The sequence below is a fragment of the Streptomyces sp. NPDC004134 genome, assembly GCF_042874195.1.
GTDB lineage: Bacteria > Actinomycetota > Actinomycetes > Streptomycetales > Streptomycetaceae > Streptomyces.
Genome location: NZ_JBIAMS010000021.1, coordinates 111,368 through 126,003 on the forward strand (window position 1 = coordinate 111,368; position 14,636 = coordinate 126,003).

The 14,636-nt window shown below is 74.1% G+C and carries 11 protein-coding genes; 7 read left to right on the forward strand and 4 right to left on the reverse strand.

Annotated elements, in window-relative coordinates; translation table 11 throughout:
• Positions 1–171: 171 nt before the first annotated feature.
• On the reverse strand, positions 172–1,809 hold the full coding sequence (locus ACFYVJ_RS24755) for an MFS transporter (RefSeq protein ID WP_388895440.1): 1,638 nt from the start codon (positions 1,807–1,809) through the stop codon (positions 172–174).
• A gap of 397 nt (positions 1,810–2,206) precedes the next feature.
• On the opposite strand from ACFYVJ_RS24755, the gene ACFYVJ_RS24760 reads away from it, so the two are divergent.
• A complete protein-coding gene (locus ACFYVJ_RS24760) occupies positions 2,207–5,992 on the forward strand; it encodes a BTAD domain-containing putative transcriptional regulator (protein WP_388895327.1) in 3,786 nt (1,261 codons plus the stop codon).
• A gap of 42 nt (positions 5,993–6,034) precedes the next feature.
• Here ACFYVJ_RS24760 and ACFYVJ_RS24765 read toward each other — a convergent pair whose 3' ends face one another.
• Entirely contained in the window at positions 6,035–7,174 is a 1,140-nt protein-coding gene (locus ACFYVJ_RS24765) for an MBL fold metallo-hydrolase (protein WP_388895330.1), read from the reverse strand.
• A gap of 124 nt (positions 7,175–7,298) precedes the next feature.
• Between ACFYVJ_RS24765 and ACFYVJ_RS24770 the strand changes: the two genes are divergently transcribed.
• Together ACFYVJ_RS24770 and ACFYVJ_RS24775 are read left to right on the forward strand one after the other, a co-directional pair.
• Positions 7,299–8,336 (forward strand): aldo/keto reductase, encoded by a 1,038-nt coding sequence (locus ACFYVJ_RS24770; protein WP_388895333.1) that lies wholly within the window; start codon positions 7,299–7,301, stop codon positions 8,334–8,336.
• Between the two features lie 168 nt (positions 8,337–8,504).
• Positions 8,505–9,239, forward strand: a complete 735-nt coding sequence (locus ACFYVJ_RS24775) for a TetR/AcrR family transcriptional regulator (RefSeq protein ID WP_388895335.1) — start codon at positions 8,505–8,507, stop codon at positions 9,237–9,239.
• Positions 9,240–9,267: 28 nt separating this feature from the next.
• On the opposite strand, the gene ACFYVJ_RS24780 is transcribed toward ACFYVJ_RS24775, so the two are convergent.
• Both ACFYVJ_RS24780 and ACFYVJ_RS24785 read right to left on the reverse strand, forming a co-directional pair.
• Positions 9,268–9,513, reverse strand: coding sequence for a hypothetical protein (locus ACFYVJ_RS24780; RefSeq protein WP_388895337.1), 246 nt, complete (start codon positions 9,511–9,513; stop codon positions 9,268–9,270).
• 179 nt (positions 9,514–9,692) lie between these two features.
• Positions 9,693–11,075, reverse strand: a complete 1,383-nt coding sequence (locus tag ACFYVJ_RS24785; protein WP_388895340.1) for a glycine--tRNA ligase — start codon at positions 11,073–11,075, stop codon at positions 9,693–9,695.
• Positions 11,076–11,295: 220 nt separating this feature from the next.
• Here ACFYVJ_RS24785 and ACFYVJ_RS24790 point away from each other — a divergent pair, with 220 nt between their 5' ends.
• From ACFYVJ_RS24790 to ACFYVJ_RS24805, 4 genes are all read left to right on the forward strand, one after another.
• On the forward strand, positions 11,296–12,315 hold the full coding sequence (locus ACFYVJ_RS24790; RefSeq protein WP_388895343.1) for a metal ABC transporter substrate-binding protein: 1,020 nt from the start codon (positions 11,296–11,298) through the stop codon (positions 12,313–12,315).
• A complete protein-coding gene (locus tag ACFYVJ_RS24795) occupies positions 12,312–13,112 on the forward strand; it encodes a metal ABC transporter ATP-binding protein (protein WP_388895345.1) in 801 nt (266 codons plus the stop codon). The genes ACFYVJ_RS24790 and ACFYVJ_RS24795 overlap by 4 nt, the downstream gene beginning before the upstream one ends.
• On the forward strand, positions 13,112–14,035 hold the full coding sequence (locus tag ACFYVJ_RS24800; RefSeq protein WP_388895442.1) for a metal ABC transporter permease: 924 nt from the start codon (positions 13,112–13,114) through the stop codon (positions 14,033–14,035). The genes ACFYVJ_RS24795 and ACFYVJ_RS24800 overlap by 1 nt, the downstream gene beginning before the upstream one ends.
• Positions 14,036–14,133: 98 nt before the next feature.
• Positions 14,134–14,553 carry a Fur family transcriptional regulator gene (locus tag ACFYVJ_RS24805; protein WP_388895347.1) on the forward strand — a complete coding sequence of 140 codons (420 nt, stop codon included), beginning with the start codon at positions 14,134–14,136 and terminating at the stop codon, positions 14,551–14,553.
• The last annotated feature ends 83 nt before the right edge of the window (positions 14,554–14,636 follow it).

Genomic DNA, 14,636 nt, shown 5'->3' on the forward strand with positions numbered 1-14,636 from the left:
CCACAGCCGCCCTCTGCCGCTCGGTGCGCGCACCGTGTCCGATGCGCGCACTGTGTCCATGCTTCGGAAGGCAGCCTAACGGGCCCGGGTGACAACGGAGTCGGATGCGCCGGCCGGGGCGTGGAGTACGCGGCGGTACGGGGGCGGGGTACGCCCCCGTACGCCCCCGGCTCACTTCCCCGCGCCCCCGTCCCCGGCTCCCGCCGCGACCTCGGCGCGGGCCAAGTCCCCGGCACCGGACCCGCCTACGCCCCGGACCCCGCCTTCGCCTCCGGCCCCGTCCGCGCCTCCGGCCCTGTCTGCGTCTCCGGCGGCGCCCTCGCCTCCCACCCCGTCCGCGCCTCCGGCGGGCCCCGCGCCCCGTAGCGCCGTGAACGCCAGCACCGCCACCGACAGCGCAAGCAGCCCGCTGATCACGCCCACCGCCGCGAGACCGCCCGCGAACGCCTCCCGCGCCGCGCCCAGCAACTCCGCGCCCCGCTGCCCCGGCAGCTCCTCCGCCACCGCCACCGCGCCCGCCAGGGTGTCCCGCGCCGTCTCCGCCGCCGCCTCCGGCGTGCCCTCCGGCACCCCGCCGCCGGCATCCGACCGGTACACCGCCGTGCCCACGCTCCCCAGCACCGCGACGCCCAGCGCCACCCCCAGCTCCGAACTCGTCTCGCTGATCGCCGACGCCGCCCCCGCCTTCTCCGGCGGCGCGGAACCCACCACCAACTCGGTGCCCAGCGCCAGCACAGGACCGATACCGGAGTTCACCAGCCCGTACGCCACGACGATCAGCGCGATCGACCCCGCGTCACCCGGCCCGACCCGCGACAGCAGCAGGAACCCCACCGCCGACGACACCAGCCCCGCGCCCATCACGGCCCCGGGACCGAACCGCCGCGCGAACACCGGTGCCGTCACGGAAGCCGCGATCAGCACCCCCGCCGGCGGCAGCAGCCACAACCCCGCCCGCAGCGCCGACTGGCCCTCCACCATCTGCAAGTACTGCGTCACGAACAGGTACGTGCCGCTGACCGCGACCGTCGCCACCAGAATGATCAGCAGCGCGCTGCGGAACGACCGGTCGGCGAACAGCCCCAGATCCAGCAGCGGGTCGGCCAACCCCCGCTGCCTGCGCACGAACAGCGCCCCCGCCGCCGCCCCCACGGCCGCGGCCAGCAGCGGCAGCACCGCGAGACCGTGCGCCAGCTCCTTGATCGCGTACGTCAGCGGCAGCATCGTCACCAGCGACAGCACCACACTCGCCGCATCCACCCGGCCCGCGTCCGGATCCCGCGACTCCGGCAGCAGCACCGGCCCCGCCACCAGCAGCAGCACCATCACCGGGATGCCCAGCAGGAACGCCGAACCCCACCAGAAGTACTCCAGCATCGCGCCGCCCAGCACCGGCCCCAGCGCGACGCCCAGGGAGAACATCGCCGCCCAGATCGCGAACGCCAGACCCCGCTGCCGCGGATCGGGGAAGAGATTGCTGATCAGGGAGAGCGTCGACGGCATCAGCGTGGCACCTGCCACGCCCAGCAGCAGCCGGGCGGCGATCAGCGCCTCCGCACTCGGCGCGTACGCGGCGGCGACGGACGCGGCACCGAAAGCGGCGGCACCGATCAGCAGCAGCCGGCGGCGGCCGACACGGTCGCCCAGGGTGCCCATGGTCACCAGGAAACCGGCGATCATGAAGCCGTAGATGTCGATGATCCACAGCATCTGCGTGTTGCCGGGCCGCAGATCCGCCGCCAGATGCGGCACCGCCAAGTGCAGCACGGAGACGTCCAGGGCCAGCAGGAGGGTGGGCAGGGCCAGCACCGCGAGCCCGGCCCACGCGCGCGGCCCCGCGCGCCCGCCGGAGCCGGTGGGGCCCGTACCGCCTGGATCCGGGGCGCCGGCGGCGTCGGTGCCGGGGGTGAGGTCGGTGTTCACGGGAATCCCTTCGAGGTGGTCGGGGGGCTCGTCCGGAGGACGCGGCCGATGCGGTCGGCACGATCCGGGCGGCGCAGTCGGTGCGAGACGAAGCCGCCGGTCCGAACCGATCGGACACGTCCCTCGGTGCTACGGACCCGACTGTGCGACCCGCCACTCTCGGTCCACTCCAGATCCGCTCTCGGCCGGCGCCCGGCGCCCCGGGAGCGGCCCGCCTCGCACACCGGGTGACGGCCCCGGCACGGCCACGCCGGATGTCAGAGCCGCTGCGTACCGTTGAGGCATGCGATACGGGGTCCTCGGTCCACTGGCGGTGTGGACGGACGCCGGCGAACCGGTCAAGGTCGCCGAGCGCAAGGTCCGCGCGCTCCTCGCCGACCTGCTGCTGCACGAGGGCCGCACCGTCTCCGCCGGCCGCCTCGCCGAGGACCTCTGGCCGCCCGGCAGCCGCCCCGCGAACCCGGCCGCGACGCTCCAGACCCGCGTCTGGCAGTTGCGCCGCGCCCTCGCCGCCGCCGAACCCGGCGGCCGCGACCTGGTCGTCCGCGAACACGGCGGCTACCGCCTCGCCGCACCCCCCGAATCCGTCGACGCCGGCCGCTTCGCGGCCCTCCTCGCCCGGGCCCGTACGACCGAAGACCCCCGGACACGGGCGGCGGGACTGCGCGAAGCCCTCGCGCTGTGGCGCGGCGGCGCCTACGAGGACGTCGCCGACCAGGACTTCGCCCGCGCCGAAGCCGCCCGGCTGGAAGAGACCCGGCTCACCGCCGTCGAGGAACTGGCCCACGCCCGGCTCGCCCTCGGCGAGCACGGCCCGCTCGCCGCCGAACTCGCCGACCTCGTGGACCGCCATCCGCTACGCGAACGGCTCCGCGCCGCACACATGACGGCGCTGTACCGGGCGGGCAGGCAGAGCGAAGCCCTCGCCGCATACGGCGACCTGCGCCGGCACCTGGCCCGCGAACTGGGTCTGGAACCCGGCCCGGAAGTGGCCGCACTGCAACGCGCGATCCTCGCGCAGGACCCCGCGCTGCTGACGGGGCCGCGCGGGCGGGGCGAGCGGACGGCGCGGCACGGCACGGCGGCGGCGGACACGAGGACAGCAGGCACAGACACGCAGCCGCCGGGCACGGCGGATGCGGGCAAGGCAAGCCCGGATGCGGCAGCCGGCGCAGCAGCCCCGGCACCCGGTACCGCGAACACCGCCCCCGGCAGCCTCCCACTCCCCGACCCCGGCCCGCCGCCGTCCAACCTCCCCGCGCCCGTCACCGAACTCATCGGCCGCAGCCGCGAACTCACCGACGTACGCAAACTCCTCCACACCGAACGCCTCGTCACCCTCACCGGCCCCGGCGGCGTCGGCAAGACCCGGCTCGCCCTCGAAGCCGCCGCCCAGGCCCTCACCGACGCCCCCGCAGGACTCCCCGGCGACTTCCCCGACGGCGTGTGGCTCGCCGAACTCGCCGGCCGCCGCTGCCACGACGACCCCGCCGACGTCATCGCCCAGGCCCTCGGCGTCCACGACACCGAAGGCCGCCCCACCCACGACGTCCTCGCCGACGCCGTACGCGCCAAACGCCTCCTCCTCGTCCTCGACAACTGCGAACACCTCGTCGAGGCCGTCGCCCCCCTCGCCGCCCGCCTCCTGCGCGCCGCGCCCGGCCTGCGGATCCTCGCCACCAGCCAGGAGCAGTTGGCCATCGCCGGCGAAACCCTCTACGCCGTACCGCCGCTCGACCTGCCCCACCCCGGCACCCCGCCCGCACACACCACCGCCGCCGGCACCCCCACCCCCAGCGCCGCCCCCGCCGCCGAGTGCCTGCACGAATCCAGCGCCGTACGGCTCTTCCTCGCCCGCGCCGCCGCCGCGGCCCCCGGATTCCGGCTCGACCCCGGCAACGCCGCCGCCGTCGCCGCCATCTGCCGCCGCCTCGACGGCATCCCCCTCGCCCTCGAACTCGCCGCCACCCGCGTCCGCGCCCTCGGCGTCCACCACCTCGCCGAACGCCTCGACGACAGGTTCCGCGTCCTCGCCGCCGCCGGCACCCGCAGGGACGCGCCCGAACGGCAGCGCACCCTCCGCGCGACGATCGCCTGGAGCTGGGAACTCCTCACCCCCGCGGAACAGGCCGTCCTGCGCCGGCTCTCCGTCTTCGCCGCCGGCACCACCCTGCCCGCCGCCGAAGCCGTCTGCGCCGGCACGGACATCGACCCCGCCGACGTCGCCGACCTCCTCGCCCGCCTCGTCGACCGCTCCCTCGTCGTCACCACCCCCGCGCCCGAAGGCCCCCGCTACGGGCTGCTGGAATCGGTCGCCGCCTACGCCCTGGAAGAACTGACCGCCGCGGGCGAACACCCCCGCGCGCTACGCCACCACGCCACCCACTACACCGACCTCGCCGAACGCGCCGCACCCCACCTCCACACCCGCACCCAGGCCCGCTGGCTCACCGTCCTCGACGCCGAAGCGGCCAACCTGCGCCGCGCCCTCGACACCGCCACCACGACGGGCGCCACGGCCCTGGCGCTGCGCCTGGCGAACGCCCTGGCCTGGTACTGGTTCCTGCGCGGCCGCCACCGCGAAGGCACGAGAGCGCTGACACGCGCACTGGAGGCGGCAAGGACGACGGCGGCGGACGGCGGGACGACGGGGAACGCACCCGGCGGCGGCGACACCCAGGGCGGCGGGGCGGCGCGCGCCGCCGCGCCGCTCGCCACCGCCGCCGCCTGGCACGCCGGCTTCGCCCTCCACGACGCCACGGCCCGCCCCCCGCGCAGCGGCGGGACCCGGATCACCGGGGAGCACGCACCGGGGGAAACGCACGACGGCGGCGCCCCCGCCCCGCAGCCGGCCACCACCGGCGACCACACCGCCCCCCTCCCCACGCGCCCCGGCGCCACCGGCGGCAGCCTGCCGCAGTGGGCACATGAACCCCCGGGCACCGGCAGCCCGTACGCACCACCCACCGCAACCGGAACCGGACTCGCGGCCCGCCCCGGGGGACCCCTCACCCCGGACCCGGACGTGCCCGCGCCCACCGCACCGGCGTCCCCGGCGGGCGACGCCGACACCCGCGCGGTGTGGTTCCTCGCCTTCGCCGAGGCCAACTACGGGACCATCCCCCGCGCCGCGGTGTTGGCCGACCGGGCGCTGGGCGAGTCCCGTACCCGCGGGGACCGCTGGGGCGAAGCCGCCGCGCTCGTCGTACAGGCGACCGTCGCCCTCTTCCGCGGCGAACTGACCGCGCTCGCACGGCACTCCGCGACCGCCGCCCGCATCTTCGACGCACTCGGCGAGGACTGGGGCCGGCTCGAAGCCGGCGAGGCCATGGCCGAACACGCCGAGATCACCGGCGACTACGCGCGCGCCGCGCGCCTGCACCGCGACGACGCCCGCCGCGCGGAGGAACTCGGCCTGTGGGCCCAGCAGTCGTACCGGCTCACCGGACTCGCGCGGATCACGATGCTCACCGGCGACCTGGCCGGGTCACGGCGGCTGCACGAGCGGGCCATGGCGCTGGCCGTCGCGCACTTCGACCCGGTCGGCGAGGAGTTCGCCGAGATCGGCCTCGGCATGGTCGCCCGCAGAGCCGGCCGGCCCGAGGCCGCCGAGGGGCACCTGCGCCCCTGGCTGACGTGGTGGCGCGGACTCGACTGCTCGGCGGCACCGCGCGCGGTGGCGCTGATCGCGGCGGAGCTGGGCTTCATCGCCGAGGAGCGCGGCGACGCCGAAGAGGCGCGCGCCCTCCAGCGCGAAGGGCTGGCCGCCGCGCTCGAATCGGAGGACCCGCGGGCCGCGGCGCTGGCGCTGGAAGGGCTGGCGGGAGTCGAGACGCTCACCGGCAACCACCTGCCCGCCGCCCGCCTCCTCGGCACCGCCGCCGCCCTCCGCACGGCGGCCGGCGCCCCCCTGCCCACGGCGGAACGGGGCGACGTCGACCGCATCACGGCCCGCGCCACGACAGCCCTGGGCCGCAAAGCCTTCGCCGAGGCCCACGAAGAGGGCCAGAAGATGCCCCTGACCGCCCACCCGGCAACCCACCAGCCCCCGCCCACAACCGGGCCCTAGCCGCACGGGTCCGGCACCCCGCCACCCCGCGCCCGCTCCCCCCTACCGCTCCGTCGCCGGGCTCGGCTTCGCCGGGGCCTGACGGCCGCCGCCCGGCTGCGGGGTGCGCTCCGGGGCGGCGATCTCCTGCCACCACGGGGCCGTCGGCAGCACCGGCGCCGACGGCTCGAAGGGCTCGCCCGGGCGGGGGATCGCCGCGCGGACGTCCGCTGCCGCCGCCGCGGCGGCGGTGCGCTCCGCGGGCTCCTCCCAGCGGTGCGGGGCGAGGTTGAAGGTGCCCCAGTGGATCGGCAGCAGCACCCCGCCGCGCAGGTCGAGATGGGCCCGCACGCCCTCCTCCGGGGTCATGTGGATGTCCGGCCAGTACTCGCTGTACGCGCCGATCTGCACCATCGCCGCGTCGAACGGGCCGTGTTCCGCGCCGATGGCGGCGAAGCCCGGGAAGTAGCCGGTGTCGCCGCTGTGGAACACCCGGTGCTCCGGGCCGCGGACGGACCAGGAAGCCCACAGCGTGCGCTGCTTGTTGCGGATGCCGCGGCCGCAGAAGTGGCGGGCGGGCGTCGCGGTGAGGGTCAGGCCCGCGGCCTCGGTGGACTCGTTCCAGTCCAGTTCCGCGATGCGGTCCTGCGGCACGCCCCAGCGCTCCAGGTGCGCGCCGACGCCGAGGGGAACGGCGAAGAGCACGTCGGGGGCGACGGCCTTGCGGAGTTCGCGGACGGTCGACATGTCGAGGTGGTCGTAGTGGTCGTGGGAGATGACGACCGCGTCGAGCGGGCCGAGTTCGCCGAGCGGCAGCGGCACGCGGTGGAAGCGGCGCGGGCCGGCGAAGGAGAACGGCGAACAGCGCTCGCCGAAGACCGGGTCGAAGAGGACGCGGCGGCCGTCGATCTCGGCGAGGACGGTGGCGTGGCCGAGCCAGGTCAGGCGCAGCCCGCCGGCGGGCGGGGCGGACAGGTCGGGACGCTGCACGGGGATGAGGCCCGCGGGCTTGCGGCCGTCGCGGCGGAGCAGGGCGCGGAACATCTCGCCGCGGGAACCGGTGCCGGGCTGCGGGCCGATGCCGGCCGGGACGGGGTTGCGGAAGGCGCCGGCCTCCGGGTCGTAGTTCGGCGAGTTGAGAATCCGCGCCAGCCGGGCACCAGCCGGCTCGGCGCCGAACGACGCGGGGCGAACTCGACGCATGGGCTACTCCTTGGTCTCGGACTGTGGGGTCAACGGCGGCGGGGACGGCGGTGTTCCGGCTCACGTGAGAATATAGCGCTGACAGATTTTGACATCTGTCATCTGTCATTCCATACTTGTCGGCATGACTTCGATCCCGACTCGCCCCCTCGGCACCACCGGCCCCCGCGTCTCCGCCCTCGGCCTCGGCTGCATGGGCATGTCCGCGCTCTACGGGCCCGTCGACCGCAAGGAGTCCATCGCCACCATCCACGCCGCCCTCGACGCCGGCGTAACCCTCCTCGACACCGGCGACTTCTACGGCATGGGCCACAACGAGCTGCTGATCCGCGACGCCTTCGCCGCCCGCCCCGGCAGCCGTGACCAGGCCGTCGTCAGCGTCAAGTTCGGCGCCCTGCGCGACCCCTCCGGCGGCTTCCTCGGCTACGACGGCCGGCCCGCCGCGGTGAAGAACTTCGCCGCGTACTCGCTGCAGCGCCTCGGCACCGACCACATCGACGTCTACCGGCTCGCCCGCCTCGACCCCGACATGCCCGTCGAGGAGACCGTCGGCGCCGTGCAGGAGCTGATCGACGCCGGCCACGTGCGGCACGTCGGGCTCTCCGAGGTCGGCGCGGAGACCGTGCGCCGGGCCGCCGCCACCGCGCCGGTCGCCGATCTCCAGATCGAGTACTCGCTGATCTCCCGCGGCATCGAGGATGAGATCCTGCCGGTCTGCCGCGAGCTGGGGGTCTCCGTCACCGCGTACGGCGTGCTCTCCCGCGGCCTGATCAGCGGGCACATGACGCGCGAGAGCGTGCGCGGCCTGGGCGCGCAGGACTTCCGGGCGCACTCCCCGCGGTTCGCCGAGGAGAACGTCGGCCGGAACCTGGCGCTCGTCGACGCGCTGCGGCGGGTCGCGGACGGCAAGGGGGTGACGGTCGCGCAGATCGCCATCGCCTGGGTGCTGGGCCGCGGCGATGACATCGTGCCGCTCGTCGGGGCCCGGCGCCGCGACCGGCTCGCGGAGTCCCTCGGCGCGCTGGACGTGGTGCTGGACGCGGCGGATCTGGCCGCGATCGAGGAGGCGGTGCCGGTGGGCGCGGCGGCGGGCGAGCGGTACGCGCCGGAGCAGATGGCGATGCTGGACAGCGAGCGGGCGAGCGGTACGGGCGGCGCGTAGCGGGGTGCCGCCGCGCCTGCCCCGGGTCCCCGCCCCCCCGCCCCGGCGCGTGCGGCCGCCGCCGGGCGGGGCGGCTCCCGGCGGCGGGTGTGTCGTTGTCGGCGGTGGCTGCGAAGCTGGTAGCAGAGCCGACGCCAGTCGGGAGAGCCCGAGAGCCGGAGAGCGCCGATGCCGTCCGAGACCCTGACCCCCGAGCACATCCTCGAAGCCACGGAGGAGGTGCTGCGCCGCTATGGCCCGGCGAAGGCGACGGTGGTGGACGTGGCGCGGGTGCTGGGGGTGAGTCACGGCTCGGTGTACCGGCATTTTCCGAGCAAGGCGGCGCTGCATGCGGCGGTGGCGGCGCGGTGGCTGGACCGGACGTCGGCGGCGCTGGAGAAGGTCGCGGCGGCGGAGGGTCCCGCGGATGTGCGGTTGCGGCGGTGGCTGGCGGAGTTGTTCGACGCGAAGCGGCACAAGGCGCATGACGATCCGGAGATGTTCGCGACGTATATGGCGCTGATCGGCGACAGCGGCTCTGTGGCTCGTACGGGTCCGGCGGCGGGTGCCGCGGCGGGTTCGGCGGGTTCGGCGGGTGCCGCGGCGGGTTCGGCGGGTTCGGCGACGGTGGCGGGTGTGGTGACGCGGCATATCGCGGAGCTGACGGGGCAGTTGACGCTGATCCTGGAGGACGGGGTGCGTCAGGGGGTGTTGTCGGTGCCGCCGGCCGTGGCGGCGGGGGATGCGGAGTCGGCGGCGGTGGCGCAGGCGGCGCGGCGTTCGGTGGAGGGGGTGGCGCGGGCGGTGTTCGATGCGACGCGCCGGTTCCATGATCCGGCGTTCGCGCCGGACTGGGAGGAGCCGGGGGTGGCGGCGGAGTTCGCGCTGGTGGTGGATGTGGTGGTGCGGGGCCTGCGTCCCTGAGGCGGGAACTGCCGTCTCTGGGCGGGGGCTACGTCTCTGAGGCGGGCGCCGTGCCGTCGTTGGTTCCGGTTCCGGTTCCGGTTCCGGCGGCGGCTTCGTGTGCTTCGGCGAGGTGTTCTTCTGCTTTGAGCCAGGGCAGGAACTGGGCGGCTCTGGTCCAGTCGCAGCTTTCGCAGCGGAGTGTGCGCCGGGCGCCGGCGCCGGTGACGTGGACGGTGTGTTCGTGGCCGTCGGGGTCGGTGGCGGTGACCCGGCTGGTGGCCCTCGCGTGCATGGCGCGCCTCCTGCTGCTGCTTGTTCGTGCTGTGCGTGGCTCCTTCTGGCCTGGCGGTGGGGCTCAGTGTGCAGCAAGGGGCTCGCGTGCCGCAGCTTGCCGGGGGTTTTCCGTGCGGTTCGCGTATACGGCGACGGCGCCCCCCGGCCGGGGGGCGCCGTCGTGGTGTGGCGGGTGGGTCAGCAGCCGAGGAGGCGGCCGCCGAGGTAGGTGCCGACCTGGTCGAGGGAGACGCGTTCCTGCTTCATGGTGTCGCGTTCGCGGACGGTGACGGCGTTGTCGTCGAGGGTGTCGAAGTCGACGGTGATGCAGTAGGGGGTGCCGATTTCGTCCTGGCGGCGGTAGCGGCGGCCGATGGCGCCGGCGTCGTCGAACTCGATGTTCCAGTGGCCGCGGAGGTCGGCGGCGAGGCCCTTGGCCTTGGGGGAGAGTTCGGGGTTGCGGGAGAGGGGGAGGACTGCGGCCTTGACGGGGGCGAGGCGGGGGTCGAGGCGCATGACGGTGCGCTTTTCCATCTTGCCCTTGGCGTTGGGGGCTTCGTCTTCGACGTAGGCGTCGAGCATGAAGGCGAGCATGGTGCGGCCGACGCCAGCGGCGGGTTCGATGACGAAGGGGGTCCAGCGTTCGCCGGCTTCCTGGTCGAAGAAGGAGAGGTCCTGGCCGGAGGCGGCGGAGTGGGCCTTGAGGTCGAAGTCGGTGCGGTTGGCGATGCCTTCGAGTTCGCCCCACTGGCTGCCGGCGAAGTCGAAGCGGTATTCGATGTCGACGGTGCGCTTGGAGTAGTGGGAGAGCTTGTCCTTGGGGTGCTCGAACCAGCGGAGGTTGGCTTCCTGCATGCCGAGGCCGGTGTACCAGTTCCAGCGCTGCTGCATCCAGTACTCGTGCCAGGTCTCGTCTTCGCCGGGCTTGACGAAGAATTCCATCTCCATCTGCTCGAACTCGCGGGTGCGGAAGATGAAGTTGCCCGGGGTGATCTCGTTGCGGAAGGACTTCCCCGTCTGGGCGATGCCGAAGGGGGGCTTCTTCCGGGAGGAGGTCTGGACCTGCATGAAGTTGGTGAAGATGCCCTGGGCGGTTTCGGGGCGCAGGAAGGTCTCGGAGCCGGCGTCCTGGGTGGGGCCGAGGTGGGTGGAGAGGAGGCCGGAGAACTGCTTGGGTTCGGTGAAGCCGCCCTTGTTGCCGCAGTGGGGGCAGTTGATGTCGGCGAGGCCGCCGGTGGGGGGGTGGCCGTGCTTGGCTTCGTAGGTCTCTTCGAGGTGGTCGGCGCGGTAGCGCTTGTGGCAGGAGGTGCATTCGGTGAGGGGGTCGGTGAAGGTGGCGACGTGGCCGGATGCTTCCCAGACCTCGCGGGCGAGGATGACGGAGGAGTCGAGGCCGACGACGTCGTCGCGGGAGGTGACCATGGAGCGCCACCACTGGCGCTTGATGTTCTCCTTGAGCTCTACGCCGAGGGGGCCGTAGTCCCAGGCGGCGCGCTGGCCGCCGTAGATCTCGCTGCACGGGTAGACGAAGCCACGGCGCTTGCTCAGGCTGACGATGGTGTCGATCTTGTCGGCGGCCACGGTGCTCTCTTCATTACGACGACGAAGCGGTGCTCCAGGTTACCGGCGGCGGTGCCCTTGGTTTCAAATCGGGGGGCGGGCGGGGCGGGGGTGCGGGTGGTCGCAGGCCATTGCGGGGTGGCTGCGGGGTGGCTGCCGGGGGGCCGGGGGCGGGGCTCGGGGTGGGCCGGAGGGTACCGCCCGTAAATATTTTTGACAATCGTTTCCATCTTTGATGAAAATGAGTGTCATGAGAGCTTCCCGCCGGTCCATATCCGGTCTCACCCCCGCCGCCGCCGCGGCGCTGTCCGCGGCCGCGCTGCTGGCCCTGTCCGCCTGCGGCGACGGGGCTTCGGGCACCACGACGGAGGACGGCAGGCTGCGGGTGACGGCGTCGTTCTATCCGATGCAGTTCCTGGCCGAGGAGATAGGCGGCGGGAACGCGGAGGTCTCGACGCTGACGAAGCCGGGGACGGAGCCGCACGATCTGGAGCTGAGCCCGCGGCAGACGGGGGATCTGGCGGACGCGGGGCTGATCGTCTATCTGAAGGACATGCAGCCGGCGGTGGACGAGGCCATCGAGCAGTCGGGCGCGGAGCATGTCGTGGAGGCGTCGGAGTTCACGTCGCTGGAGAAGCACGGCGGGGAAGAGGGCGACGGCCACGCGGAGGAGGACGGGGGCCACGCGGAGGAGGGGGCCGACGGCGGCCACGAGGGGCACGACCACGGCGGCGAGGACGGCGCCGATCCGCACATCTGGCTGGATCCGGTGCGGTACGCGGAGGTCGCGGAGGGCGTCGGCGAGGCGATGGCGGAGGCGGACCCGGACCACGCGAAGGCGTACGAGAAGAACGCCGCGGAGCTGGCGGACCGGCTGCGGCGGTTGGACGGGAAGTTCGCCGCGGGGCTGGAGGGCCGGCGTACGGACACGTTCGTCACGACGCACGCCGCGTTCGGCTACCTCGCCGACCGCTACGGCCTGGTGCAGGAGTCGATCAAGGGGCTGAGCCCGGAGTCGGAGCCGAGCGCGGCGCGGATGCAGCAGTTGCAGGACATCGCGGCGGACGACGGGGTGACGACGGTGTTCTTCGAGACGCTGGTCAGCGACGAGACGGCGCGCACTCTCGCGGGTGACCTGGGTCTGGAGACGGATGTGCTCGACCCGATCGAGGGCGTGACGGACAAGTCCAGGGGTGACGGCTACTTCGAGATCATGGAGGCGAACCTCGGGGCGCTGCAGAAGGCGCTGGGGGCGAAGTGAGCGGGGTCTCGGCGGAGGGAGCGGGCGTGGAGCCGGTGGTGAGTCTGCGCGGTGGGCACGCGTCGCTGGGCGGGCGCGCGGTGCTGGGCGGGGTGGATCTGGCGGTGGGCCGCGGCGAGGTGGTGGCGCTGCTGGGGGCGAACGGTTCGGGGAAGTCGACGACGGTGCGGGCCGTGGTGGGCCGGGTGCCGCTGACGTCGGGTGAGCTGGAGTTGTTCGGGACGCCGCTGGGGCGGTTCCGTGCGTGGCGGCGGATCGGGTATGTGCCGCAGCGTTCGACGGCGGCCTCGGGGGTGCCGGCGTCGGTGCGGGAGGTGGTGTCGTCGGGGCGGCTTTCGCGGTCGCGGCTGCGGCCGCTGGGGCGGGCGGACCGGGCGGCGGTGGACGGGGCGCTCGAGGTGGTGGGTCTCGCGGACCGGGCGAAGGAGTCGGTGAATCGTTTGTCCGGCGGGCAGCACCAGCGGGTGCTGATCGCGCGGGCGCTGGCGGCGGAGCCGGAGTTGCTGATCATGGACGAGCCGCTGGGCGGGGTGGATCTGCCGAGCCAGCGGATTCTGGCGGAGGCGCTGGCCGGCCAGGTGGCGGGTGGTGCGTCGGTGTTGCTGGTGCTGCACGAGCTGGGGCCGCTGCAGCCGCTGATCGACCGTACGGTCGTGCTGGGTGACGGTCTGGTGGTGCGGGAGTACGGGCGCGGGGAGGCGGACGCGGCGGCGCAGGTGCACGATCTGGCGTGCCATCCGCACCCGGGCGGTGCGGGTGAGCCGGCCGCGGCGGACAGGACGGGGCTGCTGACATGATGCTGGAGTTCCTGGAGCCGCCGTTCATGCAGCGGGCGCTGCTGGCGGCGCTGCTGGTGGGGATCGCGGCGCCGGCGGTGGGCATCTATCTGGTGCAGCGCCGGCAGGCGATCATGGGTGACGGTATCGGGCATGTGGCGCTGACGGGGGTGGCGCTGGGTTTTTTGCTGAACACGAGCCCGGTGTGGACGGCGGTGCTGGTGGCGGCGGCGGGCGCGGTGGCGATGGAGCTGATCCGCTCGTACGGGCACACGCGCGGTGATCTGGCGCTGGCGATGCTCTTCTACGGGGGCATGGCGGGCGGTGTGCTGCTGATCAATCTGGCGCCGAACGGGTCGACGGCGAACCTGACGACGTATCTGTTCGGTTCGGTGACGACGGTGTCGGATTCCGATGTGACGGCGATCCTGTGGCTGTCGGTGTTCGTGCTGCTGGTGACGCTGGGGTTGCGCAGGCAGTTCTTCGCGATCTGCCAGGACGAGGAGTTCGCGAAGGTCACGGGGCTGCCGGTGCGGTCGCTGAACCTGCTGCTGGCGGTGACGGCGGCGGTGACGGTGACGGTGGCGATGCGGGTCGTGGGGCTGCTGCTGGTGAGTGCGCTGATGGTGATTCCGGTGGCGGCGGCGCAGCAGGCGACGCGCGCGTTCGCGGCGACGCTGGCGCTGGCGGTGGCGATGGGGGTGGTGACGACGCTGTCGGGGACGGTGTTCTCGTACTACGTGGACGTGCCGCCGGGGGCGACGATCGTACTGTTTGCGCTCGGGCTGTTTTTGCTGGTCACGGCGTTGGCGGTGCCGTTGGCGCGGTGGCGGTCGCGGTCGGGTGGTGCGGCGGCGGCCAAGGCGGGGATGCCGGTCGCGGCGGGGCCGGGTGACGGGAGCGGCGAGGGGGCTGGTGAGCGGGTAGGAGGTGGGGCGCGATGACGGCGGCTGCGGCGGCTGTGTCCGTTTCCGGGGGTGCTGCTGGCACAATGGCGGCTCGTGGGGCGGACAGGGCTTCGAGCGAGCAGCAGGAGGCAAGGGTGACGACCGCAGGTCCCCCGGTACGCGGCCGGTCGACGCGTCAGCGGGCGGCGGTGGCCGCGGCGCTGGCGGAGGTCGACGAGTTCCGCAGCGCCCAGGAGCTGCACGACATGCTGCGGCATCGCGGCGAGTCGGTGGGGCTGACGACGGTGTACCGGACGCTGCAGTCGCTGGCGGATGCCGGCGATGTGGACGTGCTGCGGACGACGGAGGGTGAGGCGGTGTACCGCCGGTGCAGCACCGGTGAGCACCATCACCATCTGGTGTGCCGGGTGTGCGGGAAGGCGGTGGAGGTCGACGGTCCCGCGGTGGAGCGCTGGGCGGAGTCGATCGCGTCGGAGCACGGGTTCGTGGACGTGGCGCACACCGTGGAGGTCTTCGGTACGTGCGCGGAGTGCGCGGCGCAGGCGCGGGGCTGACGGGGGCGCTGCGGGCGTGCCGCGCGCCGTGCGCGCGGTGGCCCGCGGGGCGGGCGCACCGCCCGGGTCCGTAGGGCCTGTGG

What these genes read in the sequence shown, in the direction of transcription:
- ACFYVJ_RS24760 (WP_388895327.1), top strand. Translation starts at nt 2,207, where the DNA reads ATGCGATACGGGGTCCTCGGTCCACTGGCGGTGTGGACGGACGCCGGC.
- ACFYVJ_RS24765 (WP_388895330.1), bottom strand. Translation starts at nt 7,174, where the DNA reads ATGCGTCGAGTTCGCCCCGCGTCGTTCGGCGCCGAGCCGGCTGGTGCC.
- ACFYVJ_RS24770 (WP_388895333.1), top strand. Translation starts at nt 7,299, where the DNA reads ATGACTTCGATCCCGACTCGCCCCCTCGGCACCACCGGCCCCCGCGTC.
- ACFYVJ_RS24775 (WP_388895335.1), top strand. Translation starts at nt 8,505, where the DNA reads ATGCCGTCCGAGACCCTGACCCCCGAGCACATCCTCGAAGCCACGGAG.
- ACFYVJ_RS24780 (WP_388895337.1), bottom strand. Translation starts at nt 9,513, where the DNA reads ATGCACGCGAGGGCCACCAGCCGGGTCACCGCCACCGACCCCGACGGC.
- ACFYVJ_RS24790 (WP_388895343.1), top strand. Translation starts at nt 11,296, where the DNA reads ATGAGTGTCATGAGAGCTTCCCGCCGGTCCATATCCGGTCTCACCCCC.
- ACFYVJ_RS24800 (WP_388895442.1), top strand. Translation starts at nt 13,112, where the DNA reads ATGCTGGAGTTCCTGGAGCCGCCGTTCATGCAGCGGGCGCTGCTGGCG.